Source organism: Mucilaginibacter puniceus (assembly GCF_054783175.1).
The window spans coordinates 242,004-265,014 of record NZ_BAAGRB010000005.1 but is presented as its reverse complement, the minus strand read 5'-3'; the positions used below and the strand labels follow the sequence as shown (position 1 = coordinate 265,014).

Here is a 23,011-nt window from a genome sequence, read left to right as displayed (position 1 = left end):
ATTTTGCGCCTCAAACAAAAAATTATGGCTAAAGCATCAGACATAAAAAATGGAAGCATTCTTCGTTTTAACGGAGAGTTAGTACAAGTAGAAGAATTTATACATCGCACCCCGGGAAACCTGCGCGCTTTTTATCAGGCACGCATGCGTAATGTTAGAACCGGCAAAATAGCCGAATATCGTTTCCGCACAGATGAGGAGGTTGACATTGCACGTGTAGAAACCAGCAATTATCAATATTTATATGAAGATGGCGACTCATTAGTGATCATGGATAATGAAACTTTTGATCAGCATAACGTACCTAAAGCCCTGTTTGGCCCTGCTATAAAATTTTTAAAAGAGGGAATGAATTTGATTGTTGCTTTTGAAAGCGATGAGCCTATTACCGGCCAGATACCCAATTCGGCAGAGTTAGAAATTACTTATACCGAGCCCGCGGTTAAAGGCGACACATCAACCGGTGCCATGAAAAAAGCTACCGTTGAAACCGGGGCCGAAATTAACGTACCATTATTTATTAATATTGGCGATAAAGTAAAAGTTGACACCGCCAGCGGAACTTATGTGGAACGCGTAAAATCATAAGCTGAAAAGCTATTTAAACAGAAAAGCCTCCCATGTGGAGGCTTTTCTGTTTAACAATAGAGGTGTTCCATTTTGCGTAAGTGAAACACTTTGGAACACTATTAATTTATCGATTTTAAAACCCTGTTCCAACGTACCTTGTTGAAAAAATTCGCTGTCGAATCCGTACTCATAAATGTAAGCATTGCTTTGCCAATAATATGATCTTCGGGAACGTATCCCCAAAAACGCGAGTCTAAAGAGTCATGGCGGTTGTCGCCCATCATCCAGTAATAATCCATTTTAAAAGTGTAGCTATCGGCTTTTTTGCCGTTTATTAATATATCCTTACCGTTAACGGTTACCTTATTATTTTCATAAACTTCGATAGCGCGGCGATATAACGTCAATGTTGAATCATTTAGCGCTACTGTCCAACCTTTTTTGGGTAGTTTGATGGGGCCATAATTATCCACGTTCCATTTAAATTTTTCATGATGCGGGAAGATATAAGGGTCATACATACCCGCCCGGGCAATTACCGGGGTAATACTTTTAATGTTTGAATAGCTTTTTAATTCTGCCAGGTGATCTGCAGGGATGATCATCATATAGGTATTAACATCCTTTTGTTGTAACACAGCTATATTAAAGTCATGCAATAGTTGAGGATTAATATCAACGCCATTGGTTATCACTGTGTAGGACGTTTGTAATTTTGGTGCATTTTTAGCCGCTATACCGTTGATATAAACCTGCGAGTTGACAATGCTCACCACATCGCCGGGCGTGCCCTGGCAGCGTTTAATTAAAGTGGTGCGCTCGTCAACAGGTAAACCTAAATCAGCTTCTTCGGGCTTATTAAAAACTACTATATCTTGCTTTTTTATAGAAGATAAACCAGGCAGCCTGAAATAAGGTAATTGAATCCCATCCCAATAGGTTTTAACGCCGCCAATAGTAGGCTCGGTGAACGGAATAGCCAGTGGCGTAATGGCCATACGCGGACCATAGCTGATCTTGCTTACAAATAAATAATCACCCGCAAACTGCGTTCCTTCCATTGATCCGGACGGTATCGCGTAAGCAGAAAACAGCAAGCCACGTATTACCGTAGATGCTACTAATGCAAACAAAAGGGCATCACCCCATTCGCGTAAAAATGATTTCTTTGGCTTTGGATTGGTTGTGCTTTTTTTAAAATTGATGTTCCATTTCATAATTCGGCGGTTTATTGTTTGTTAGATAATTAAACCGCCGTAAATGTTACAAATCCAGCTCCAACAATACCGGGCAATGGTCCGAGTGGCGCGCTTCCGGCAATATGGCTGCCCTCTTAATTTTATCCTCTAATTCCTTACTGGCCATGGCATAATCAATACGCCAGCCCAGGTTTTTGGCGCGGGCATTAAAGCGGAAACTCCACCAGGTATAATGGTGGGGTTCATCATTTAAATGGCGGAAGGTGTCTATAAAGCCCGATTCAATAAAGTTTTCCATCCATTCCCTTTCCTCGGGTAAAAACCCTGATGAATTAGCGTTTGATTTAGGGTTGTGGATATCAATAGGGCGGTGGCAAATATTATAATCGCCGCATATGACCAGGTTAGGGTGCTCAACTTTTAATAGGGTCAAATATTTACCAAACTCATCCAAAAACCTAAATTTAAACGCCTGCCTTTCCTCACCGCTTGAACCTGACGGAAAATAAACACTCATTACTGATACTTCATCAAAGTCAACCCTAATGTTTCTTCCCTCGCGGTCAAAATCGGGGATACCGCACCCATATTCAATATGATTTGGAGTACGCTTGGTTAATATGGCCGTACCGCTATAACCTTTTTTTTCTGCCGGGAACCAATAGTGCTGGTAGCCTAATGCTTCTACTAAATGCAGGTCGGTCAACACATCAGGCGTAGCCTTAATTTCCTGCATACAAACTACATCTGCATCAGTTGCCTGTAACCAGGCCAAAAAGTTTTTATTAATTGCCGAACGTATACCGTTAACGTTGTAAGTAATGATTTTCATAATTGTGATTTCGGATGTCGAATTTTCAATTTCGAATTTAACTTAATTTTTGAGTTGCAGTATTTTGTCCAAATGGCGACGCTCCCGTTTTTTCAGCAACTCTATTGTCATTGATACATTATCTAACGGTCGGTCTTTAGCATCCTTTTTTACCGCGGCTATGCGGTCAACCATGTCAATGCCGCTTACAACTTCGCCATATACGGTATAGTTTTGATCTAAATGCGGTGACCCACCAACAGATTTATAAATAGCGCGTTGCGATAAAGGTATTTTTCTACCCTGTAGCCTTCCCTGTTCCAGTTTATCCAGTTCTTCATCAGTAAAACGCTTACCTTCTACAATATAAAACTGGCATCCGCTTGATGCCTTGCTGGGTATATCGTCCCGCGCGGCAGCCAATACACCCCGTTTATGAAACAGGCTATCCCTAAATTCGGCAGGTACCGTATAACCCACATCACCATTACCCAATTCGGCACCTGGCTTAGCCGTTTTTGAATCCGGGTCGCCGCCCTGTATCATAAAGTTTTGTATTACTCTATGAAACAAGGTGCCATTATAAAAGCCTTTTTTAACCAGTTTAATAAAGTTATCCCTGTGCTTTGGAGTTTCATTATATAAGCGAATTATACAATCGCCATAAGCTGTTTTTATCCTTACATAATAGTTTGGCTTGGCCGTAGCTGTTAGGGTTAAAAATAAAATAACTATGGTTAAAAGCCTTTTCATATCAGTTCATATCTTCTGCGGGTAATTCAGTTTCAAAGTATTCAATTATTAATGATTTTAAAACCATTTCCTGTTCCATTAAGGTATAATTAGGTACCGTTTTTACCAGTTTCCAATGCGGCCAACCATCCTGGTCCAGGCCTTCCAACTCATAAAAACCCATCAAGCTAAATAGCTTGCAGGTGGCAATATGCATCAATTCTTCCTTTTGGCGCTTGGTAAACTTTTGCGGACCCTGCCCCAGTTCCTGCACCCCAATTAAAAACAATAATACTTTTATATCTGGCTTTTCGTTATCAAAATCGGTGGCTATCCGCTCCTGTAACGCGCTAAATTTTAAATTAATTTGTGCCGGTGTCATATCAGCAAATATACAGGTTTAGTCACCTTCAAACATGCACTTCTTTAATCTGACGTTTGGATTTAAATTTTAACACTTGCTTAACATATAAATCCCTATTTTTGCCATAATCTATTGGGATTTGAAACAAAATAAATTAAATATTATATGCTCATGGCTGTTTTTGCTCTGCTTTATTGCGGGCCAATACACCGTTACTATTCACCAGCATAATATTTTAAAGCAAAACCAACGCACAGCCGGTATTGCGAAACATAACCAAGACCCTACAACTACCCTGCAAGAAAAATGTTACCTGTGCGATGCCATGCATCATACAAACATGGTGTTAAACAACCCTTCCTATTACCACCCAATTGTAATTACTAACCATGTTTTTAGGGTTGGCGATTATAATTTTAAAAGTATCGCGCTTATTCTTGCTGCCGGACGCGGTCCGCCTGTATTTTATTCTGCATGCTAACTTAGCGGCATTGATTCATTATTGAATTGCTTTTCTCAGGACGATATCCTTCCTGAATTATTCATCCATTTTATGTTTTAAAACGCTGTTATGCTAAAGAATAACTCGTTTAATATTATTAGTTATCATGAAAATCAAGCTCAAATTATTCGCTTTATTATATATGCTTTGCCTTGCCGTAGTTTCAAGCGCGGCCAATACAAATATATCAGACTTGAAAGGTACAGTAACCGATGCCAAAACCAACCAGCCTATTCCAGGCGCTACTGTTTCAATACCGCAATTACGTTTAAATATAGTAACTGATGTCAACGGTAAATTCTCATTCACTTCACTGCCACCACAAGGCCGATATGTAATAGAGGTAAAATATATTGGCTATCAATCTATTGTAAAAACCATTGACTTAGCATCGGCTGAAGCGCTGAACATTGCATTAACCCCAAGTATTTCTGAAATACACGAGGTTATTATTACCGGTACACCCATTGCTTCAACCAATAAATCAAATAGTACATCGGCGGCTGTGGTATCCAGAAATGAATTACTGGTACCCGCAGGAAACCTGATTGATGCGCTCGCCAGGCAGGTGCCCGGTGTAAGCCAAATTACTACCGGTCCGGGTATTTCAAAGCCTATTATACGCGGGTTGGGTTACAACCGTGTAGTGACCATTAACGATGGTGTAAAACAACAAGGCCAACAATGGGGCGATGAACATGGCATTGAACTGGACCAAAACGCCGCCGACAGGGTAGAAGTATTACGCGGCGCCGCTTCGCTGCTATACGGATCAGATGCTATTGGTGGGGTAATTAATGTTTTGGAGCCATTAGTGCCGCAATCGGGCAAGGTAAAAGGGGAGTTTTTATCTAACTATTCTACCAATAATGGTTTAACCAGCAACTCGCTGATGCTTACCGGAAATAAAAATGGTTTGGTTTGGCGCGGACGCGGATCATACCAAAACGCCGGCAATTTTAAAACTCCCGATGGCTATTATATTAACAGCGGTTATAACAATACCAGTTTAAGCGGGATGCTGGGCCTCAATAAAAAATGGGGATACTCGCACCTTAATTTTTCTTATCTTAAAAATAACATCGGCTTTCATGAAGCTGAGCCCGGTGATGAATTATATACTACCGACCAAACCCGTACGCTTGATTTCCCCCGCCAGGATATACGCCATTATAAACTGGCTTTAAATAACAACATTGTAATTGGCAATAGTACTTTAAAGCTTGATCTGGGCTATCAAAAAAATCAACGGCGCGAATTGGATAGTGCCCTTCCATCATTATTTTTTGATATGAATACCTATTCGATAGACGCCAAGTATTACCTGCCCGAAAAAAATGGATGGCAGCCTTTACTGGGCTTTAGCAGCAGTAACGAAGTGAGCCGCAACAAGGGCGAAAATGTGCTGATACCGGAATATGATCGCTTTTCGGCTGGTGCTTTTGTTTATGTTAAAAAATCATGGGAGAAAAATACCTTTAATGCGGGCCTTCGATTTGATCATATTAATAATGATGGTAAAGCATTTGAGCAAGGCGGCACACCCATATTCCCTGGCTTTAAAAACAGGTTTAGTAATGTAAGCGGCGCTTTAGGGTATACGCATGTATTTAATGATGCCCTGAACTTTAAAGCCAATGCCGGTTCGGCATTCCGTGCGCCCAACCCTGCCGAATTAGGATCAAACGGAGCGCACGAGGGCACAACCCGTTTTGAAATAGGCAACCCTAACCTTAAAGCCGAAAGAAGCTACCAGGCTGACGCTACATTGGAATTTGGGCATAGCGTGGTTACCGGAAGCATTGGTGTTTATGAGAATTATATCAATAACTACATATACGCATCCGGCGCACAAGGCGATCAAACTGTTATCCCTGATGATAATGGCAATCCACAAACATTTGATGTTTATCGTTATGGGCAGGTGAATGCCAATTTATACGGATTAGAAGGTAGCCTTAACCTGCACCCTACAGAATTTATACATTTGGATAACACCTTTAGCTATACCCACGCGCAAAACACCTCGTTTAACAAACCCTTACCGCTTATACCTGCAGGGGTTATACATAACACCATAAGGTTTGAGCCAAAAGTTAAGGGCTTAAATGATTTTTACTTTTATGCCGGGGTAGATAACTATTTTAAGCAAAATCGCATTGATGCCACATTTGAAACCAGTAATAATGCCTATACTTTACTCAACGCGGGTATTGGCACTACTGTACATTTGGCGGCACAGGCTTTAAAAGTATATGTAGCAGCCTCTAACTTAACCGATAAACGCTATTATGATGCTTTAAGCCGCTTAAGGCCGGGCAGGTTGGCACAAACAGATCCAACTTTTGGGGTTTTAAATCCGGGGCGTAATATTACGTTTGGTGTTTATTTGCCGTTAAGTTTATAGCCATTAACAGCACACGTGCATATTTAGCGCGTGTTGCTTTTATGCTTGTATAATACCTTGCTAATGTGTAAGTTGTAGGCTAAATTATTACTCATGGCCGAAGCTGCTGTTCAAACAAAAAAGCGAATAGATTCGATTGATATTTTACGCGGTATAGTAATGGTTGTTATGGCACTTGACCATACCCGTGATTTTTTTACCTTCAGCAGTTCCGATCCAACTAATCTTAAAGTGGTATCATCCGCTTTATTTTTAACCCGCTTTATTACCCATTACTGTGCAGCTACCTTTGTTTTCCTGGCCGGCACCGGTGCCTATTTATCTCTTAGCAGGGGTAAACATAAACATGAAGCATCTAAATTTTTAATAACACGCGGCCTTTGGCTAATATTCCTTGAGCTAACAGTTATACACTGGGCATGGGGTGGCGATACTTTTTTACAGGTAATTTGGGCTATAGGCGTTAGTATGATCGTATTGGCACTATTAATACACCTGCCGAAACCCATTATTTTACTATTTGGGTTGGTGCTTATTTTCGGTCATGATCTGTTTGACAAAGTTGATATTGCTAAATTTACTAACGAAGGGAAAACTTTATGGATATTTTTACATCAGCAGGGACAGGCCCATCTTTGGGGGAATAATTCTGTTTTGGTATTATACCCACTTATTCCGTGGATAGGGGTTATGGCAACCGGCTATTGCTTTGGCACCCTGTTTACCATTGATGCCGCCAAAAGAAAAAAATGGTTACTTATATTGGGAATCTCGGCCATTGCCTTATTTATAATTATCAGAAGTTTTAATTTTTATGGCGACCCCGCCTTGTGGACCGAACAATACAATTTACACCGCACCATCCTATCATTTATAAACGTATCCAAGTATCCGCCTTCGCTGGATTATTTATTAATTACACTTGGGCCAGGAATGCTAATGCTGGCTTATTTAGAAGATAAAAACAACAAACTGACTGATATTTTTGTAGTGTTTGGACGGGTGCCCTTGTTTTATTATATCCTACATATATACCTGATACACCTCATGGCTATTATTACATCAAGCATTACGGGCACAGATAATAATTTCAGCCTACCCGTTGTTTATTTATTTTGGATAGTTGCGGTTACTATTTTATACTTCCCAAGCAGATGGTTCATGAAGTATAAAAAGGAACAAAAAAAATGGTGGTTAAGTTATTTATAAGAATTTACTTTTTTCCATCTCGGCCCATATTTGATCGCTTATGGATCGCATACCTTTATCCGACGGATGATCGGCTATGCCTGGATTGGTATACATACCCAGTGCAAAGTTTGACAGGTCATTTTGTAAGGAAAGAAGAGATATATAGATACTATGGCGGCTCATTACTGTATTAGCCAAATTGTGATTAGGCCAAACTGAACCTGCCGCAAGTATTTTAACTCCTGTATTGTTTACTTTTAAGTAGCTCAATAACTCAACATATTTTGCTTCAAACAATGCAGCTTCATTTTCTCGCAATACATTCTCACCAATTCTTAATATGATAATATCAGGTTTAGCATCACGATAAGCTTGCAGTTTGTTAAAATCATAGGTGTCAAACTCCCTTTCAAACTGGGCAATATTTACTGCGTCAACTGTTGTATTGATATTTAGTGCTTTTAAACGGGCTGTTAGCAAATGCACAAAATCTTTCTCTACTGTACTGGCCGCCATGCCACAGGCACAATTCCATCCTTCTGATGGGTTTGCCGGGGCATAGGTAATGCTATTACCCAATATTAAAACTTTATGAGAAATTGAAGGGTCGGGCACTTTTTTAACTTCCTTTTTGCTGCATGCAAATAAAAACCACGGCAGAAAAAAAATTAAGTACCTAAGTAAATTATTCCTCATCCGGCTGGCGATCTTCTTTGCTTATCTTATCAAAGATCTTATCCATACGCTCTACATATTCGCTGGTATCGTCAATAAAAAACTCCAACTGTGGTATTATTCTCACCTGGTCTTTTATGCGGCTGCCCAGTTTATAACGTATTTCAGAAGCGTGCAGCTTTACTGTTTGCAATGCCTGCAACGGATTTACCGCGTTAAAAAAACTTAAAAATATACGTGCTATAGCCAAGTCGGGCGTAACCCGTACTTTGGTTATAGTTAAAAGAGTATTGGGCAGATAGTTCATACCTTCCCGCTGAAATATGGCGGCCAGATCCTGCTGTAGTACCCCGGCAAATTTTTGTTGACGTTTTGACTCCATAGTAAATTTATTAACGCCGATATGGCAAATGAGTTTTTATTTTTTACCCGCAAAGCTAATATAGCAAAAGCTCCACACTTTTATTAATTAATTACAGCTTACCGGGATTTCTTTAGATATTTTAATAACCTTGTAAACTACCAATGTACTGTCAAACGCCATATTAGCGTCTCCTTTAACAGATGGCACCTTTTCGCCGGTTACTTCAATATAAACCGGTACATAGGGTTGTTCTGAAACCACTAATTTAGAATACTCCAATTCCAGTTTATTTGAACTATCAACTACCCAAAATGTTGTGGCTCCATTACAATCCTTGAATGACCTGTCTTCGGCACCAAAGCTGTACATCCCTTTATATATTATGGGTTGGCTAGTTTTCTCTTTAGGCTTTTCTTTACATGCCGGGAAGAAAAAAAATGCTGAAACCAATAAAAAAAGCAGCTTATATAATTTCATAAAACAAATTTATAAATCCTGTTTAATATCATCCAGTCCTTTAATACTTAATTGCGCACTTATAGCTGATGCTACAACGGATATTATTCCTACTGTTAAAAATACAAGGCCAAAATCGCTCAGTTTCATATCAATAGGGTATGCATCAATTACGCTCATTTTTCCGCCCATTTTTATCAGGCTAAAACGTTGTTGTAATATACAAAATGTTACGCCTAATATCATGCCCGCTATACAACCTACCAATGATATCAGCATGCCTTCACAAAAAAATATACCTTTTATTATTTGCTTATTAGCCCCAAGGCTGGTTAAAACAGCAATGTCTTTCTTCTTATCAATAACCAGCATAGTTAATGTGCCTATTATATTAAATATTGCTATGATCAATACAAACGTAAGGATCATGAATATAGACCATCGCTCAAAATTTAAAGTCTTATAAAGCTCAATATCCTGTTGTGCCCTATTTTTAACCGTAAACCTGTCGCCTATTTTGTCTTCAATTTCCTCTTGAACGACATCCAGGTTTGTACCCGGTTTATAATTAAGCTCGATAGAGGAAACATCCTCTGGTTTATCCAAAAGCTGGCGCAGGAAACTAATAGGCACTACAACTATATCATCAAAGTCCTGCTGAATAGAAAACACGCCTGAAGCGTAAATATTATCACTATTAAACTGAGCTAACGGGTCAGGTGAATTGACTACTACATGTTTTGGCGACAATATATTCAAGGGCAGAAACTCATTGTTGATATCCATGCCCAAACTGGACTGTACAGAAGTTCCTATTACTGCATAACCTCTACCATTACTTTTTAGTGTAAATGATCCGTTTTGGATAATACTATCTAATTTAGTGTTGCGCAAAAACTCATCGCTCACACCTTTTACGGTGGCTATATAAGTACGTCTTCCATACTTGATTAGTGCCCGCTCCTGTAAAACTTCCGTGAATGAAAACAACCTGGCATCCTTATGCAGGTTGCTAAAATAGGGGGTATTGGGGTCGAACGTTTTTCCTATTTGTGCCTCAATTTTTATTTCCGGTGTAAAATTACTGTACAGAGACAGGATGACTTTTTCGAAACCGTTAAATACCGATAATAATATAACCAGGGCCGCGGTGCCAAACAATACGCCCATCATTGATATACCCGAAATAATATTTATAGCGTGCATTTTTTTGCTCGAAAACAGGTAACGCTTTGCTATATATATGGACGTGTTCAATAGAGTTATATATTTTAATATTGTTGGATAATTTACTTAAAAAATGGATTGTGTTTCTTCTCAAAACCAATGGTGGTTTCGGGGCCGTGCCCGGGGTATATCGTACAGGTATCAGGCAGGGTAAATAGTTTATCTTCTATATTTTTTATCAATTGATTATAGTTGCCGCCGGGTAGGTCTGCGCGCCCTATGCTGCCTCTAAATAGTACATCGCCGCCTATCAACAGGTTTGCATTGGCATCATAAAAACAAAGATGGGCGGGTGAATGCCCCGGAGCAAAAATTAAGGTTAAAGTAGTATTGCCAAAAGTGATGTTCCCGCTTTCCGGTAAAAAAACCTCCGGCGAAGGCGAAACCTCATACCTGAAACCCATAGCCGGTGCATAGGCTACAACGGCCTCCAAAACATCCAGCTCGCCTTTATTAAACTGTGGCTTTAAGCCGTACTGATCAAATATAAATTTATTACCCAGCACATGGTCAATATGGCAATGGGTGTTAAGCAATAAAACAGGCTTTAAATGATTGTCTTTTATAAAATTTACAACGGCATTTTGCTCGGCAGCAGTGTACATTCCAGGGTCAATAATAACACACTCGCCGGTTTCATCATATAAAATATAGGTATTTTCCTGGTATGGATTATTCTCAAAACGTTTAACAGTAGACATATTATGCTGCTTTATTTCAATACGTCAAAAGTAAGAATATATATTCGCCAAAGCTATTTAAGGCAAATCACTCCCATTGGCAAAAGTGTCGCCTTGTCGCAGGTCGCCGGTATCATACCCTTTTTTAAACCAGTACATCCTTTGCGCGCTGGTACCATGCGTAAAGCTATCCGGTGTAACACGACCCTGTTGCTCCTGCTGCAGGCGGTCATCACCAATTTGATTGGCGGCGTTTAATGCCGATTCCAGGTCGCCGGGTTCAATAATAATATTGTTATGGCGGCTTTTGTTGGTATAATGCATCCATATCCCTGCATAAAAATCCGCCTGTAGTTCTAACTTAACAGATAGCTTATTATACTCCGTTTCGCTCATTTGTTGCCTTGCCGCGTCCATTTTTGCTGATGTCCCTAATAGATTTTGTACATGGTGCCCCACCTCATGTGCTATAACATAGGCCGCTGCTGCCTCGCCCGGCGACTGAAACCTGTTTTGCAATTCGTCAAAAAATGAAATATCCAGGTAAACCTTGCTATTGGCCGGGCAATAAAACGGCCCGGTAGCTGATGAGGCAAAACCACAGCCTTCAGCATCAACACCTCCGGTAAAAAAGTGCAATATAGGGCGATCATATTTTTGGCCGGCTTCTGTAAACAAGCTATCCCAAACCACAGCAGTACCTTCAAATATTACCCGGGCAAACTGCTCTTCGCGGCTTTGGCTGCTGCCGGGTTGCGTGTTTATCTGCTCGGTATTTTGGCTTACATTTAATAACTGCGATGGATCGATCCCAGTAAACATATAGATCACTGCACCTATAAGCCCTAAAATGCCGCCGCCTGCCAGCAACCCACGGCCACTGCTGCTGCCTGTTTCTACATCGTTACTTTCTCGTCCGCCAAACCATTTCATAGTGTTGTTTTTTGTTTAGTTAACAGGATTAGTTTTAGTATTGTTTGATGACAGTATACTACAATTAACTATCGGCTAATGCGTTCTGTTATTTTGTCAGTATAAATAACAATAATAAGCTAAAATAGCTATCGGAACACTTTTTGAATGACCTTATTAAAGATAATTTATTATGGATCACTTAGGATTAATATTAGGATATATAAGTAATGGCTCGGCATGGCTACTGATGATCGGTATCGCTTTAATAAGCTTTGCTGTACAGTGGCGCTTTAAAAGCAAATTCAAACAATATTCGGAGATCGGCTTGCTATCCGGCCTTTCGGGTAAAGATGTGGCCGAGCGTATGCTAAAAGATAACGGCATTTACGATGTACAGGTAATATCTGTTGAAGGACAGCTTACAGACCATTACAACCCCGAAAACAAAACCGTTAATTTAAGCCCGGATGTTTATCATAGCCGCAGCGTAGCAGCTGCATCTGTGGCAGCACACGAGTGCGGACACGCGGTACAACACGCCCGTGCTTACAGCTGGTTAACATTCCGTTCGGCTATAGTGCCTATTATTAACGTGGCTTCTACCTTAGTACAGTGGACATTATTTATTGGTGTTATGTTGTTATTCATGGCCAACAATCCTTACGTACTGGGTATAGGCGTAGCCGCGTTGGTGTTGGTAACTTTGTTTAGCTTCATCACCCTGCCGGTTGAGTTTGATGCCAGCCAGCGCGCGTTAGCCTGGTTAAACAATAACTACACCGTTATGCAAACCGCCGAAGAACATGAGCAAGCTAAAGACGCCCTATGGTGGGCCGCTATGACCTATGTAGTAGCCGCGTTAAGCGCCTTAGCTACTTTGGTTTATTATGCTTCGATGTTATTTAATAGGAGAGATTAATCCCTCCAGTCCCTAAAGGGGGAGCTTTTGAAACATCGCTTGCCTTATAATATATAAACAAAAGCCCTCGTTTTTCTAACGAGGGCTTTTTATGTGGTCTCCAAACTCCCCCTTTAGGGGGTTGGGGGGCTTTAATTCAACCTATAAGGCGCTATTAAATAAAACTCAGGGATTTGTACGTTGAACAAGGCATTATCAATTAGGCGGGTCATTTGATATTCGCCTTTCATGCTGCCCATATCTGTTTTTAAATTACAGCCTGATACATATTCGTGCGAGTGGCCCGGCTCAATAACGGGTTGTAAACCTACTACACCTTCACCCTCTACTTCGCGCTTAGCTCCGTTTGAGTCAAATATATACCAGTGCCTGCTTAGTAAACGTACCGCGTATGTGCCCATATTTTCAATGTTCACCTTATAAGCAAACATAAAATGGTCGTTTGACGGGTTGGAATACTCCGGCTGATAAATGGTTTCTACTGAAACCTTAACACCTTCTGTTATATAAGTAACCATGTATTTGGTAATCGTTTAATTCAAATATATAGCATCTATTTAAAAATCATGCCATTATAGGGACATAATTTTTGCCAATCTATACTTTTTTTACAAAGATGTGGGATAAAGGCTACTAAATTTCTATAGCTGAGGCTATTTGATTAAACCTGGGCTCATGCTCTATTTCCTGCAAAATAAAGTCAAGTTCGTCAAATGTGCCGGCCGTAACTAATTTCATGCGGTACTCTTTAAAATTATCTATCCCTTTAAAATAGTTGGCATAATGGCGGCGCATTTCAAATACTCCTGTTTTTGGGCCCTTCCATTCAATAGACTTTTGCAAATGCGTTTTACAAGCATCAATACGTTCGGCCATAGTTGGTTTATCTAAATGCTGGCCGGTTTTAAAGTAATGCTTTATCTCGCGAAAAATCCATGGATAGCCAATGGCAGCTCTTCCTATCATCATACCATCTACACTATACTCCATGCGCCAGGCAGCAGCCTTCTCCGGCGAATCAATATCACCATTGCCAAAAATGGGTATCTCAATATTCGGGTTCTTTTTGATCTTGCTTATCAATGTCCAGTCGGCTTCACCTTTATACATTTGCGATCGGGTGCGGCCATGTATGGTTAAAGCTTTAATGCCTACATCCTGTAAGCGCATAGCAACCTCTTCAACGTTTTTGGTGTTATCATCCCAGCCGAGACGGGTTTTTACGGTTACAGGTAAATGGGTAGCCTCAACAACCGCTTTGGTCATCGCTACCATTTTATCAATATCCTGCAGCAAACTGGCACCCGCACCTCGGCAAGCTACGTTTTTTACAGGACAGCCGTAGTTAATATCTATCAGATCAGGGTTGGCTTGTGATGATATAGCCGATGCTTCGCGCATGTGCTCAATATCACTGCCAAATATCTGTATGCCTATAGGGCGCTCGTATTCAAATATGTCCAGCTTTTTACGGCTTTTTGCCGCGTCGCGGATCAATCCTTCAGACGAGATAAACTCGGTGTACATCATATCTGCGCCATGCTGTTTGCATACGTAACGGAAAGGCGGATCGCTCACGTCTTCCATCGGTGCCAGCAGCAGCGGGAACTCTCCTAAATCAATATTTCCTATTTGTACAGACATCCTTATCTTTATCCACTGCAAAAATACGTATTTTAACACAAATGACCACAAATCAGCGCAAGCAACCCTCTCCGGCTATTCAGCTGATCTTATTTATTGGCATTGCCGTCGGGGTTATGATGATAGGGTACCTGTTAGGGGTATTGGCAATATTTGCTGTTTATGGACTGGAAACCTTAATGCAATTGGCACAATTAAACTTAACTAACCCTGATACTATTAATGCTTTATGGATATTGCAGGTTGTAAGTACTACTATTCCGCTATTTATTGCGCCTGTGCTTTTTGCCAAAGTTATTGTTAAAGAACCCCAGGAATATTTGAGGCCCACATGGAGCTTTCCACCCGTATTATTGGTGCTGGTTTTTTGCATCATGTTCATATCATCGCCCCTGATCGAATTTTTGGCTAATATCAATCAAAAAATGTCGTTCCCTCCATCATTAAAATTTATATATGATTGGATGCGCGAAAAGGAAGATGCCGCCCAAAAGCTAACCGGCATACTATTACAGATGAAAACGGTTGGCAGTATGATCAGAAATGTCATCATAGTGGGCCTGCTCACCGCCATTGCCGAGGAATTTATGTTTAGAGGGGTTATACAAACCATTTTTACCCGCTGGACCAAAAATTATCATGCCGCTATATGGATTACCGCCATATTATTCAGCAGCTTTCATATGGAGTTTTTTGGCTTTTTACCCCGGTTGATGTTGGGTGTAGTTCTGGGTTATTTTGTAGCATGGGGCGGCAGTATATGGCCGGCAGTTTGGGGGCATTTTATTAATAACGGCACCGCTGTAGTGGTAACCTATTTATATCAGCATAAAAAAATAAAAGTAAACCCGGACGACCAGCATATGTTTAATTATGTCGCCTATATAATTAGCCTGATAATTGTATTATTTTTACTATTTATGTATAAAAAACTGGCAACAGAAAAAACGTAAATACAGGCAGGTTAAATGGAAAAAGACTGGATCAAAATTTTTACTTCTTCAGATTTTTACCGGTCAGAAATTGTAAAGCAAGTGCTTATTGAAAACCAGATAGACGCCGTTTTACTAAATAAGCAGGATTCATCATACCGCACTTTTGGAGTCATTGAAGTTTATATACACCAGGAAGATTTTAGCAAGGCTGTGGAAATAATGGCCCTGAACCAACTTTAAACTATGAAATTACGCGCCATAACCGGGTTCTTTTTTATTATTGTGATGCTGGGTTCTGTTTTATTAGGACCATATGTATTTGATATATTTTATTTAGTGCTAAGTGTTTTTTGCTTATGGGAGTTTTATACCAACGTTAAAAAAAGCGGCACTAACCCTAACTGGATAACCGGTATAACCAGCGGGATTTTGATCTATTCTGTTTATGCTATTATAACGCACCATCACGATTCCTTCCATGCTAAATTACCGGCACTATTGCCTGTAATACTAAGCACTATATTTATACAGGAACTTTTTAAAAAACACGAAAAGCCTTTTACTAATGTAGCCTATACCTATCTGGGTATATTTTTTACAGTGGTGCCGTTTACCTTTTTTCATCGCTTAGGTTATGTAAACAGTGCTTTTAACTTTCACTACCCGATGGCATTTTTATTAATGCTGTGGACCAATGATACCGGTGCCTATTTAGTGGGCACCAAATTTGGTAGAACAAAATTATTTGAAAGGCACTCGCCAAAAAAAACCTGGGAGGGCTTTATAGGCGGTGTATTGATTACAGCCGGTGCGGCTTTTATTATCAGTAATTACTTTGTAGACATTACAGTAACGCACTGGATAATTATGGGTGTATTAATTAGCTGCTTTGGTACTACAGGCGATTTGATAGAATCTATGTTTAAACGCAGCATCAACATCAAGGACTCCGGCGGCTTATTACCCGGACACGGCGGCCTGCTTGACCGTTTTGATGGCCTGCTTATTGCTGCCCCAGTTGTGTACGCTTATTTATACTTCATTACAAATTCGTAGTTTTGCATTAAATTAATACCAAATGAAATTTCATAAAGAAGGATATACCTCAATGGCACTTTGCATTCTGTTCATATTTGTACTGAATGCATTTATACAATTTTACTTCCCTACCGCCTTTTTTGTGAAGTGGTTGATCTATATTTTATCCTTTGCCTTATTTGTTACTATCCTGCAGTTTTTCCGCAGCCCGGCAATTACTATAGCTAAAGACGAAACTCAAGTGCTTTGCCCTGCTGATGGTAAAGTGGTGGTTATTGAAGAGGCTGACGAAACCGAATATTTAAAAGACAGGCGCATACAGATATCTGTTTTTATGTCGCCTATAAACGTGCATATTAACCGTAACCCTATAAGTGGGGTGGTTAAATATTTTAAATATCACCCGGGCAAATACCTGGTAGCATGGCACCCTAAATCATCTACCGAAAATGAGCGTACTACGGTAGTTACCGAAACCAGTACGGGCATACCGGTTTTGTTCCGCCAAATTGCAGGCGCATTGGCCCGCCGTATTGTTTGGTATGTAAAAGAAGGTGATGTGGTAGAACAAGGCGATGAGTTTGGCTTCATCAAATTTGGATCAAGGGTTGACATCTTTTTACCGTTAGGTACCAAAATCAATGTTGAGTTGGGCCAGGTTGTTAAAGGCGGTAAAACCGTATTAGCCGAGTTGCCTGCAGCTAAACCAACACCCACCAAAAAGGTTAAAGAAAAAACTGCTTAATTTTTTTTGAGCGATTGGTTACCACCATCGCTGAATATTATCGTCTTTTTTAGGCTCAGGGGCTTTTCTTGGCGGAGCAACGGGTAATTTTTCCTCTGGTTCTTCCTGTATAATTTGTTCGGCTGCGGGTATTGGTGGGGTAGCCTGTTTAGGTTCTTCCTTTTTAAAAGGTTCAATTTCTTTAACCGTTTCCGGCTCAGGTAACGGTTGTTTGGATTGTGGCTGAACGGCCTGGGCAGGAGGTGGAGTAACTAATTCCTTTTTGGACCCGGCTATTGTTGCCGGTTTATCTAATGCCTCGTCCTTAGAGTGTTCATCTAAAGATCTTGCCTCCGCATATTCTTCAGCGGTATGCTTTTTAATTCGGCTTGCCAAAGTTGTAGCCGCCGCTTTGTCTTCGCCAATAGTAATAGCGCCATTAACCACGGCGCCCGGCTCAATGCAGATATCGGTAGCCCTTATTTTACCTTTTATTATGGCGGTTTTGGTTATCTCCAGCAACTCGGTTGCTGATATATTACCGCTGACAGTACCGCTTATTACGCAATGTTTTCCGCAGATATTGCCTGCTAATTCCCCATCTTTTTCAATAAATATATTTTCGGAGCAAAACAGGTTGGCTGCTAATTTTTGGTCAAGAAAAATCACCTTGTCAGACAAGTAATCATTTCCTTCCCTCACCAGCCCATTAATATTACTCAAAGAGTTTATTACAGGCTTTTGCGGCGTTTTCCTGAAAAATTTCAGCATTTACTGTTGTTGTTGTTCGCCGGCAAAACGGGTTACTACAGTTGTAGAGTTGCCAATATCAATACCTATTGATGATTTTTCCAAACCACCTGAAATACGTAATGAATTAAGCGCATAACCTTTACTTGCCAAAGCAGCAGGGTCATTTACCACTTCAATTTGTGTAATATCACCAAACTCGGCCTTAAAGCAATCTACCAGGTCCTGGTAATACATACCGCCACCGCATAAGTAAATTTTGTTGGCGCGCATTAAGTTTTTATCGGTAATAACATTACGCAGGTTGGGCGAAATAACCTCGTTGTAGTATGATTTTAAAGCGTTTTTGCGGATCTCTCTTACATCAACATTTTTCTTATCGATAAATAAGTGCCCTTTTTGGAAGGCTTCATCCAGGGTATGTGCTGTTCTCAAGTCCAAATAATGGCTTTTTGAAAGCTCATTGATCATATAATTGATAGCGTAGCGTAAGCCATGGGTACTTATCATACTTTGCTCAACAACGCCAGAATCCATACTTAATACAGACTCAAACGTACCGAAACCACAACTTAATATAAAGAAGTTACCTGTTGCTTTTTCTTCACCTTTACGCAAGGCTATCGAACATCCTACAATCTCAGGGATAACATCTACATTTTTAACATCCAGTATAACCGTTTTTTTACCCGAACCCCCGTAAGTTGATGTATCGTGGTCAATAATATGCGTTTTCCTTAACTCTTCTGTCGCGGTATCTTTGTAGATGCGGTAAGTTGCATAAGGGAAACCGGTAGTGATCGTTAGTGGTTGCTCCACATTATCAGCCACTAATAGCATAGCCGCCTTAACCAATAATTGGTAATCCAAGTCATTTGGCGATGAATTGATCAGTTTATGGGGAGCCTGTCCTTCGTAAAGCGCCAAATTGCCGCAAATGTACCATTGATTATTATGAAATACCTTCAGTCCGTTCAGTAAATCTGCAGATGTGTTATTCAACGCAGAATTGTTGTTCTCAATTAAACTGGAAAAAGATTGCGATAGTAACATACAATTATTTTATTAAGGTTCTTATACGGTTATAATTCAACTGCTATTTATAGTTATTTTAGTTTGTAACCACCTAAAACACGTGAAAATACATTTTATAAATGACAATATATATATTATTACCTTTCAGCAGCAATAATTTTTAAAATTACAGCATTTATATGCATAAAAAAAGCCTTACTGAAAAACAGAAAGGCTCTTTTTTTATAAGGTTGTAATTAAACTCTTTTTGATTTGATACGGGCTGCTTTACCGGTAAGGGCACGCAGATAGTAAAGTTTGCTGCGGCGTACTTTACCGTGGCTATTTACTTCAACCTTTTCAATATTAGGGGAATTGGCAGGGAATATACGCTCAACGCCAATACCGTTTGAAACTTTACGTACAGTAAATGTTTCAGAAACACCAGCACTATTACGCTGAATAACAACACCCTGGTAAACCTGGATACGTTCTTTGTTTCCTTCTCTGATTTTATAATGTACGCTCACAGTATCACCCGCCTTAAATGACGGAAACTTATTAACTGTTACTGTTTGCTCTTCTACAAATTTTACTAAATCCATGATTTTAAGCTGTTAAAGCGACTTTTAGCTCCCTAAAAATCGGATTGCAAGTATAGGGATTTTTTTTAATAATAAAAAGTTGATTTTAAAAATTTCAACAAATTATGATTTGTTAACAAATTTGCTGTAGAGACGGAGTACTTTGCGTCCCTAATCCAACATATCCGGCCGGCGTTGCCTGGTACGCTCCAACGCCTGGTCATGGCGCCATTTTTCAATATCGCCGGCGTGGCCACTTAATAATATGTCGGGCACTTTATGGCCGTTCCAATCGGCAGGTCGGGTGTAAACCGGGGCATCCAATAAGCCATCCTGGAAAGAATCAGACAGCGCCGAAGTTTCGTCAGACAGCACACCTGGTATCAACCTTACTACGGCATCTACCAGTACCGCTGCTGGCAGTTCGCCGCCAGACAGTACATAATCTCCAATTGATATCTCGCGGGTCACAAACAGGTCGCGTATACGTTGATCAATACCTTTGTAATGCCCGCAAAGGATAATGATATTTTTTTTGATAGATAACTGGTTAGCTATTGGCTGGTTCAACGTCTCTCCATCCGGCGACATGAATATGATCTCATCGTACTCCCGCTCGGCTTTTAATTTTGCTATACAGGCGGCAAATGGCTCAATGGTCATTACCATGCCGCTGCCGCCACCATAGGGGTAATCGTCCACGCTTTTTTGTTTGTTGGTAGCATAGTCGCGAAGGTTATGCACCACTATTTCGGCAATGCCCTTTTTTTGCGCACGCTGTAAAATAGAGTGTGCAAAAGGACTTTCCAACAAACCCGGCAAAACGGTAATGATATCAAAACGCATGGTGCAAATTTAGAGATTAGTTATTGGAGATTAGAGATTAGTTTTATGAGCACTTACCCTTTCCAATCAGGTGATGCGGGGATTTTGCACTGTATTACCCATTGATGACCAAAAGGATCTTTCAGCTCTCCCTGCCGATAACCATATTCGTAATCAATAACCGGCGACAGGATAGTAGCTCCGGCTGCCACAGCCCGGTTAAACATGCCATGCACATCGGCTGTAAACAAACCGATGACTACTGTACCGGCATTGAATGTACCAGGACTTACCTTTTCAGGGCTTTGCGGCATCATTTCATGGAGGTGAAACATGGCGCCTTCTATTAAAAATTCGGCTACGTGAATGCTACCGTCATCATTATTAAGTCGCCAGTTTTCAATTGCTCCAAAAGCATTTTTATAAAAATCAATATCTTTTACCCCTTTGTTAATAGTAAGCAGCGGGGCAAACGCGGTTATTGTATCCATAATTAATCCGTGTCCTCTAAATTAAATATTTCTTCAACCGGTTTGCCAAAAACCTTTGCAATTTTTAGGGCCAGTACGGTTGAGGGTATGTATTTATTACTCTCAATAGTATTAATGGTTTGGCGCGATACGCCTATCAATTCGGCCAATTCGCCCTGAGTTATATTTTTTATAGCGCGTTCAACGCGTAATGAGTTTTTCATATGCTGTCCTCTTTAGAGTATTGGCTGTTACGGAACATTTTCCAGCGGAAAATAGTAATAAACACCATTAATGGAACCCAGACATGCATATAGGTAATATCTTTCAAACCAGCTTTGCCATGGAACGCCAGTTCAAGGATTAAAAGTATATAGCTCAGGTAAACTGCCCATTGTAGTGAATCCATGCGTAATTGCGCAATTTGTTCATCCTCAATTCTTTCTTTTGAAAAGGCGAACAATACCAGGCCTGTTATCATGAATAATGTAGTTACTACAAAAAACACATGATTGCTGCCTAAACCCTCGTCTGTAGCCGAAACCGTCCGGTGCCAGAACATCCAAACAGGCAGATGAACTAAAAAAAGTGCTAATCCTAAATACTTGCACCAATAAGGGAATAGGAACCGTGTTTTCATAATTTTTGTCAACTTTGTTTCACCAAATGTAAAACAAATTTGACAAAAGTCAAATAAACTTGACAAAAAATTTATTTTATTTCTAATTAGTTCCCCCTTTAGGGGGTTAGGGGGCTTAGTCGAGATAAATCTCTAGTAACCCGTCAGGCAAATCAATAGTTACAATCTCGCTCACCACATCAATGCCCTTTATTATTTCTTCATTTAGGGGAAACAGCACTTCGCATCCTTTATAGGTAACCGCGGCTATTAATTGCTGTGGATATTCGTGTATGGCAGTTATTTGGCCAAGTTCTCCTTCGTTTTCATCGATGGCTGTAAAACCTTTCAGGTCCTTTAAAGTAAAATCGCTTTTTTTCTTTTTGGGTTTAAGTTTATTGGGCAGGTAGATGTCCTTTTTAACCAAGGGAGTAGCTTTTTCAATAGTATCTACATCTTCCAAATAAAGGTAGGCGGCATTTTTTTGCTGATATTTTATCGACTCGACAAAAAAGGGGGCCAACTTGCCGCCTATTTCAATAAACAGGGCGTCAAAATCAATAGCGTCCAGGTTCTCAAAATCAACGTATAGCTGCATTTCGCCTTTTAGCCCCTTGGTTTTTAATACGCTGCCTATCCTGAAACAATCTTCTATTTTCATCTAAAAATGTCTTAAAAGTAAAAAAGCGAAGACCTTTAGGTTCTCCGCTTTTTTGATAATGTTTTTTTAAATATAATTATTCTGCTTTATCGTCAGCAGGAGCCTCTTCTTCTGCAGGAGCTTCAGCAACTGGTGCTTCTTCTGTAGCAGCCTCTGCAACCGGAGCCTCTTCTACTTCAGCCTCTGCAACTGGTGCTTCCTCTACTTCTGTTTCAGCAACCGGAGCATCTTCTACTTCTTCAGCCTCTTCTGGTGCAGGAGTGTTTTTAGCTAAAATAGCTGCTGCTTTTTCTTCTTTCTTAATTGCCTCTGCTGCTAATGCCGCTTTACGAGCCGCATCTTTAGCTGATATTAAGTCAGATTTTTTTCCTGTTATTTTACCTTGTTTTTGTTCGGTCCACTCAGCAAATTTAGCATCTGCCTGCTCCTGGGTTAATGCGCCTTTTTTAACGCCACCCTGTAAGTGTTTTTTGTATAATAAACCGTTATGTGATAATATAGCACGGCAGGTATCTGTTGGCTGTGCGCCCTCGTTTATCCAGCTAAATGCTTTATCAAAATTAATATCAATAGTTGCAGGGTTGGTGTTTGGGTTGTATGAACCTAAACGCTCTATAAAACGTCCGTCTCTTGGTGCGCGAGCATCCGCTACTACAATATAGTAAAAAGGTTTTCCTTTTTTACCGTGTCTTTGCAATCTGATCTTAGTTGCCATTCTTTTTTATTGTTTATGTG

General features: G+C 40.2%; 30 protein-coding genes. 9 read left to right on the top strand and 21 right to left on the bottom strand.

Annotated elements, in window-relative coordinates:
- Positions 1-24: 24 nt before the first annotated feature.
- The gene (gene efp, locus ACYVJ6_RS16020) at positions 25-588 is read left to right on the top strand and encodes an elongation factor P (RefSeq protein ID WP_460695105.1); all 564 of its coding nucleotides are present in this window, start codon (positions 25-27) and stop codon (positions 586-588) included.
- A 101-nt stretch (positions 589-689) separates the two neighbouring features.
- On the opposite strand, the gene lepB is transcribed toward efp, so the two are convergent.
- From lepB to ACYVJ6_RS16000, 4 genes are read right to left on the bottom strand one after another with little or no spacing between them, the layout of a single operon-like run.
- Positions 690-1,787: a signal peptidase I gene (gene lepB, locus ACYVJ6_RS16015; RefSeq protein WP_460695104.1), complete on the bottom strand. Its 1,098-nt coding sequence runs from the start codon at positions 1,785-1,787 to the stop codon at positions 690-692.
- Between the two features lie 46 nt (positions 1,788-1,833).
- A complete protein-coding gene (locus ACYVJ6_RS16010; protein WP_460695103.1) occupies positions 1,834-2,601 on the bottom strand; it encodes an exodeoxyribonuclease III in 768 nt (255 codons plus the stop codon).
- Positions 2,602-2,643: 42 nt separating this feature from the next.
- Positions 2,644-3,333 (bottom strand): peptidylprolyl isomerase, encoded by a 690-nt coding sequence (locus ACYVJ6_RS16005; RefSeq protein WP_460695102.1) that lies wholly within the window; start codon positions 3,331-3,333, stop codon positions 2,644-2,646.
- A 1-nt stretch (position 3,334) separates the two neighbouring features.
- A complete protein-coding gene (locus ACYVJ6_RS16000) occupies positions 3,335-3,694 on the bottom strand; it encodes a hypothetical protein (RefSeq protein WP_460695101.1) in 360 nt (119 codons plus the stop codon).
- A 121-nt stretch (positions 3,695-3,815) separates the two neighbouring features.
- Between ACYVJ6_RS16000 and ACYVJ6_RS15995 the strand changes: the two genes are divergently transcribed.
- From ACYVJ6_RS15995 to ACYVJ6_RS15985, 3 genes are all read left to right on the top strand, one after another.
- A complete protein-coding gene (locus ACYVJ6_RS15995; protein ID WP_460695100.1) occupies positions 3,816-4,157 on the top strand; it encodes a hypothetical protein in 342 nt (113 codons plus the stop codon).
- A gap of 127 nt (positions 4,158-4,284) precedes the next feature.
- A complete protein-coding gene (locus tag ACYVJ6_RS15990) occupies positions 4,285-6,585 on the top strand; it encodes a TonB-dependent receptor (protein WP_460695099.1) in 2,301 nt (766 codons plus the stop codon).
- Between the two features lie 93 nt (positions 6,586-6,678).
- A complete protein-coding gene (locus ACYVJ6_RS15985; RefSeq protein WP_460695098.1) occupies positions 6,679-7,794 on the top strand; it encodes a DUF1624 domain-containing protein in 1,116 nt (371 codons plus the stop codon).
- On the opposite strand, the gene ACYVJ6_RS15980 is transcribed toward ACYVJ6_RS15985, so the two are convergent.
- The 6 genes from ACYVJ6_RS15980 to ypfJ all read right to left on the bottom strand — a co-directional run bounded on the left by ACYVJ6_RS15980 (position 7,789) and on the right by ypfJ (position 12,111).
- Positions 7,789-8,472 (bottom strand): SGNH/GDSL hydrolase family protein, encoded by a 684-nt coding sequence (locus ACYVJ6_RS15980; RefSeq protein ID WP_460695097.1) that lies wholly within the window; start codon positions 8,470-8,472, stop codon positions 7,789-7,791. The genes ACYVJ6_RS15985 and ACYVJ6_RS15980 overlap by 6 nt on opposite strands.
- The gene (locus tag ACYVJ6_RS15975; RefSeq protein ID WP_460695096.1) at positions 8,462-8,833 is read right to left on the bottom strand and encodes a ribosome-binding factor A; all 372 of its coding nucleotides are present in this window, start codon (positions 8,831-8,833) and stop codon (positions 8,462-8,464) included. Before ACYVJ6_RS15975 ends, ACYVJ6_RS15980 begins: the two co-directional genes overlap by 11 nt.
- An 87-nt stretch (positions 8,834-8,920) precedes the next feature.
- Positions 8,921-9,292: a hypothetical protein gene (locus tag ACYVJ6_RS15970; protein ID WP_460695095.1), complete on the bottom strand. Its 372-nt coding sequence runs from the start codon at positions 9,290-9,292 to the stop codon at positions 8,921-8,923.
- A gap of 9 nt (positions 9,293-9,301) precedes the next feature.
- Positions 9,302-10,477, bottom strand: a complete 1,176-nt coding sequence (locus ACYVJ6_RS15965; RefSeq protein ID WP_460695094.1) for an ABC transporter permease — start codon at positions 10,475-10,477, stop codon at positions 9,302-9,304.
- 83 nt (positions 10,478-10,560) lie between these two features.
- Positions 10,561-11,199 carry an MBL fold metallo-hydrolase gene (locus ACYVJ6_RS15960; protein WP_460695093.1) on the bottom strand — a complete coding sequence of 213 codons (639 nt, stop codon included), beginning with the start codon at positions 11,197-11,199 and terminating at the stop codon, positions 10,561-10,563.
- A 57-nt stretch (positions 11,200-11,256) separates the two neighbouring features.
- On the bottom strand, positions 11,257-12,111 hold the full coding sequence (ypfJ, locus tag ACYVJ6_RS15955) for a KPN_02809 family neutral zinc metallopeptidase (protein ID WP_460695092.1): 855 nt from the start codon (positions 12,109-12,111) through the stop codon (positions 11,257-11,259).
- Positions 12,112-12,283: 172 nt separating this feature from the next.
- Here ypfJ and ACYVJ6_RS15950 point away from each other — a divergent pair, with 172 nt between their 5' ends.
- Positions 12,284-13,012, top strand: a complete 729-nt coding sequence (locus ACYVJ6_RS15950) for a zinc metallopeptidase (protein WP_460695091.1) — start codon at positions 12,284-12,286, stop codon at positions 13,010-13,012.
- A 131-nt stretch (positions 13,013-13,143) separates the two neighbouring features.
- Here ACYVJ6_RS15950 and apaG read toward each other — a convergent pair whose 3' ends face one another.
- On the bottom strand, positions 13,144-13,530 hold the full coding sequence (apaG, locus tag ACYVJ6_RS15945) for a Co2+/Mg2+ efflux protein ApaG (protein ID WP_460695090.1): 387 nt from the start codon (positions 13,528-13,530) through the stop codon (positions 13,144-13,146).
- 115 nt (positions 13,531-13,645) lie between these two features.
- On the bottom strand, positions 13,646-14,656 hold the full coding sequence (dusB, locus tag ACYVJ6_RS15940) for a tRNA dihydrouridine synthase DusB (RefSeq protein WP_460695089.1): 1,011 nt from the start codon (positions 14,654-14,656) through the stop codon (positions 13,646-13,648).
- A 41-nt stretch (positions 14,657-14,697) separates the two neighbouring features.
- Between dusB and ACYVJ6_RS15935 the strand changes: the two genes are divergently transcribed.
- From ACYVJ6_RS15935 to ACYVJ6_RS15920, 4 genes are read left to right on the top strand one after another with little or no spacing between them, the layout of a single operon-like run.
- The gene (locus tag ACYVJ6_RS15935) at positions 14,698-15,609 is read left to right on the top strand and encodes a lysostaphin resistance A-like protein (RefSeq protein ID WP_460695088.1); all 912 of its coding nucleotides are present in this window, start codon (positions 14,698-14,700) and stop codon (positions 15,607-15,609) included.
- Between the two features lie 15 nt (positions 15,610-15,624).
- Entirely contained in the window at positions 15,625-15,831 is a 207-nt protein-coding gene (locus tag ACYVJ6_RS15930; RefSeq protein ID WP_460695087.1) for a putative signal transducing protein, read from the top strand.
- 3 nt (positions 15,832-15,834) lie between these two features.
- Positions 15,835-16,647 (top strand): phosphatidate cytidylyltransferase, encoded by an 813-nt coding sequence (locus ACYVJ6_RS15925; protein ID WP_460695086.1) that lies wholly within the window; start codon positions 15,835-15,837, stop codon positions 16,645-16,647.
- 22 nt (positions 16,648-16,669) lie between these two features.
- Positions 16,670-17,374 (top strand): phosphatidylserine decarboxylase family protein, encoded by a 705-nt coding sequence (locus tag ACYVJ6_RS15920; RefSeq protein WP_460695085.1) that lies wholly within the window; start codon positions 16,670-16,672, stop codon positions 17,372-17,374.
- Between the two features lie 18 nt (positions 17,375-17,392).
- On the opposite strand, the gene ACYVJ6_RS15915 is transcribed toward ACYVJ6_RS15920, so the two are convergent.
- From ACYVJ6_RS15915 to ACYVJ6_RS15875, 9 genes are all read right to left on the bottom strand, one after another.
- Positions 17,393-18,124: a bactofilin family protein gene (locus tag ACYVJ6_RS15915; protein ID WP_460695084.1), complete on the bottom strand. Its 732-nt coding sequence runs from the start codon at positions 18,122-18,124 to the stop codon at positions 17,393-17,395.
- Positions 18,125-19,156 (bottom strand): hypothetical protein, encoded by a 1,032-nt coding sequence (locus ACYVJ6_RS15910; RefSeq protein ID WP_460695083.1) that lies wholly within the window; start codon positions 19,154-19,156, stop codon positions 18,125-18,127. It abuts the gene before it with no gap.
- A gap of 218 nt (positions 19,157-19,374) precedes the next feature.
- A complete protein-coding gene (rplS, locus tag ACYVJ6_RS15905; RefSeq protein ID WP_460695082.1) occupies positions 19,375-19,722 on the bottom strand; it encodes a 50S ribosomal protein L19 in 348 nt (115 codons plus the stop codon).
- A gap of 150 nt (positions 19,723-19,872) precedes the next feature.
- Positions 19,873-20,547, bottom strand: coding sequence for a tRNA (guanosine(37)-N1)-methyltransferase TrmD (trmD, locus tag ACYVJ6_RS15900; RefSeq protein WP_460695081.1), 675 nt, complete (start codon positions 20,545-20,547; stop codon positions 19,873-19,875).
- Between the two features lie 53 nt (positions 20,548-20,600).
- On the bottom strand, positions 20,601-21,017 hold the full coding sequence (locus ACYVJ6_RS15895) for a VOC family protein (RefSeq protein WP_460695080.1): 417 nt from the start codon (positions 21,015-21,017) through the stop codon (positions 20,601-20,603).
- Positions 21,018-21,019: 2 nt separating this feature from the next.
- Positions 21,020-21,220 (bottom strand): helix-turn-helix transcriptional regulator, encoded by a 201-nt coding sequence (locus ACYVJ6_RS15890; protein ID WP_460695079.1) that lies wholly within the window; start codon positions 21,218-21,220, stop codon positions 21,020-21,022.
- The gene (locus ACYVJ6_RS15885; protein ID WP_460695078.1) at positions 21,217-21,636 is read right to left on the bottom strand and encodes a hypothetical protein; all 420 of its coding nucleotides are present in this window, start codon (positions 21,634-21,636) and stop codon (positions 21,217-21,219) included. Before ACYVJ6_RS15885 ends, ACYVJ6_RS15890 begins: the two co-directional genes overlap by 4 nt.
- Before the next feature lie 115 nt (positions 21,637-21,751).
- Positions 21,752-22,276: a ribosome maturation factor RimM gene (rimM, locus tag ACYVJ6_RS15880; protein WP_460695077.1), complete on the bottom strand. Its 525-nt coding sequence runs from the start codon at positions 22,274-22,276 to the stop codon at positions 21,752-21,754.
- A gap of 76 nt (positions 22,277-22,352) precedes the next feature.
- Positions 22,353-22,991, bottom strand: coding sequence for a 30S ribosomal protein S16 (locus ACYVJ6_RS15875; protein WP_460695076.1), 639 nt, complete (start codon positions 22,989-22,991; stop codon positions 22,353-22,355).
- Positions 22,992-23,011: the final 20 nt, after the last annotated feature.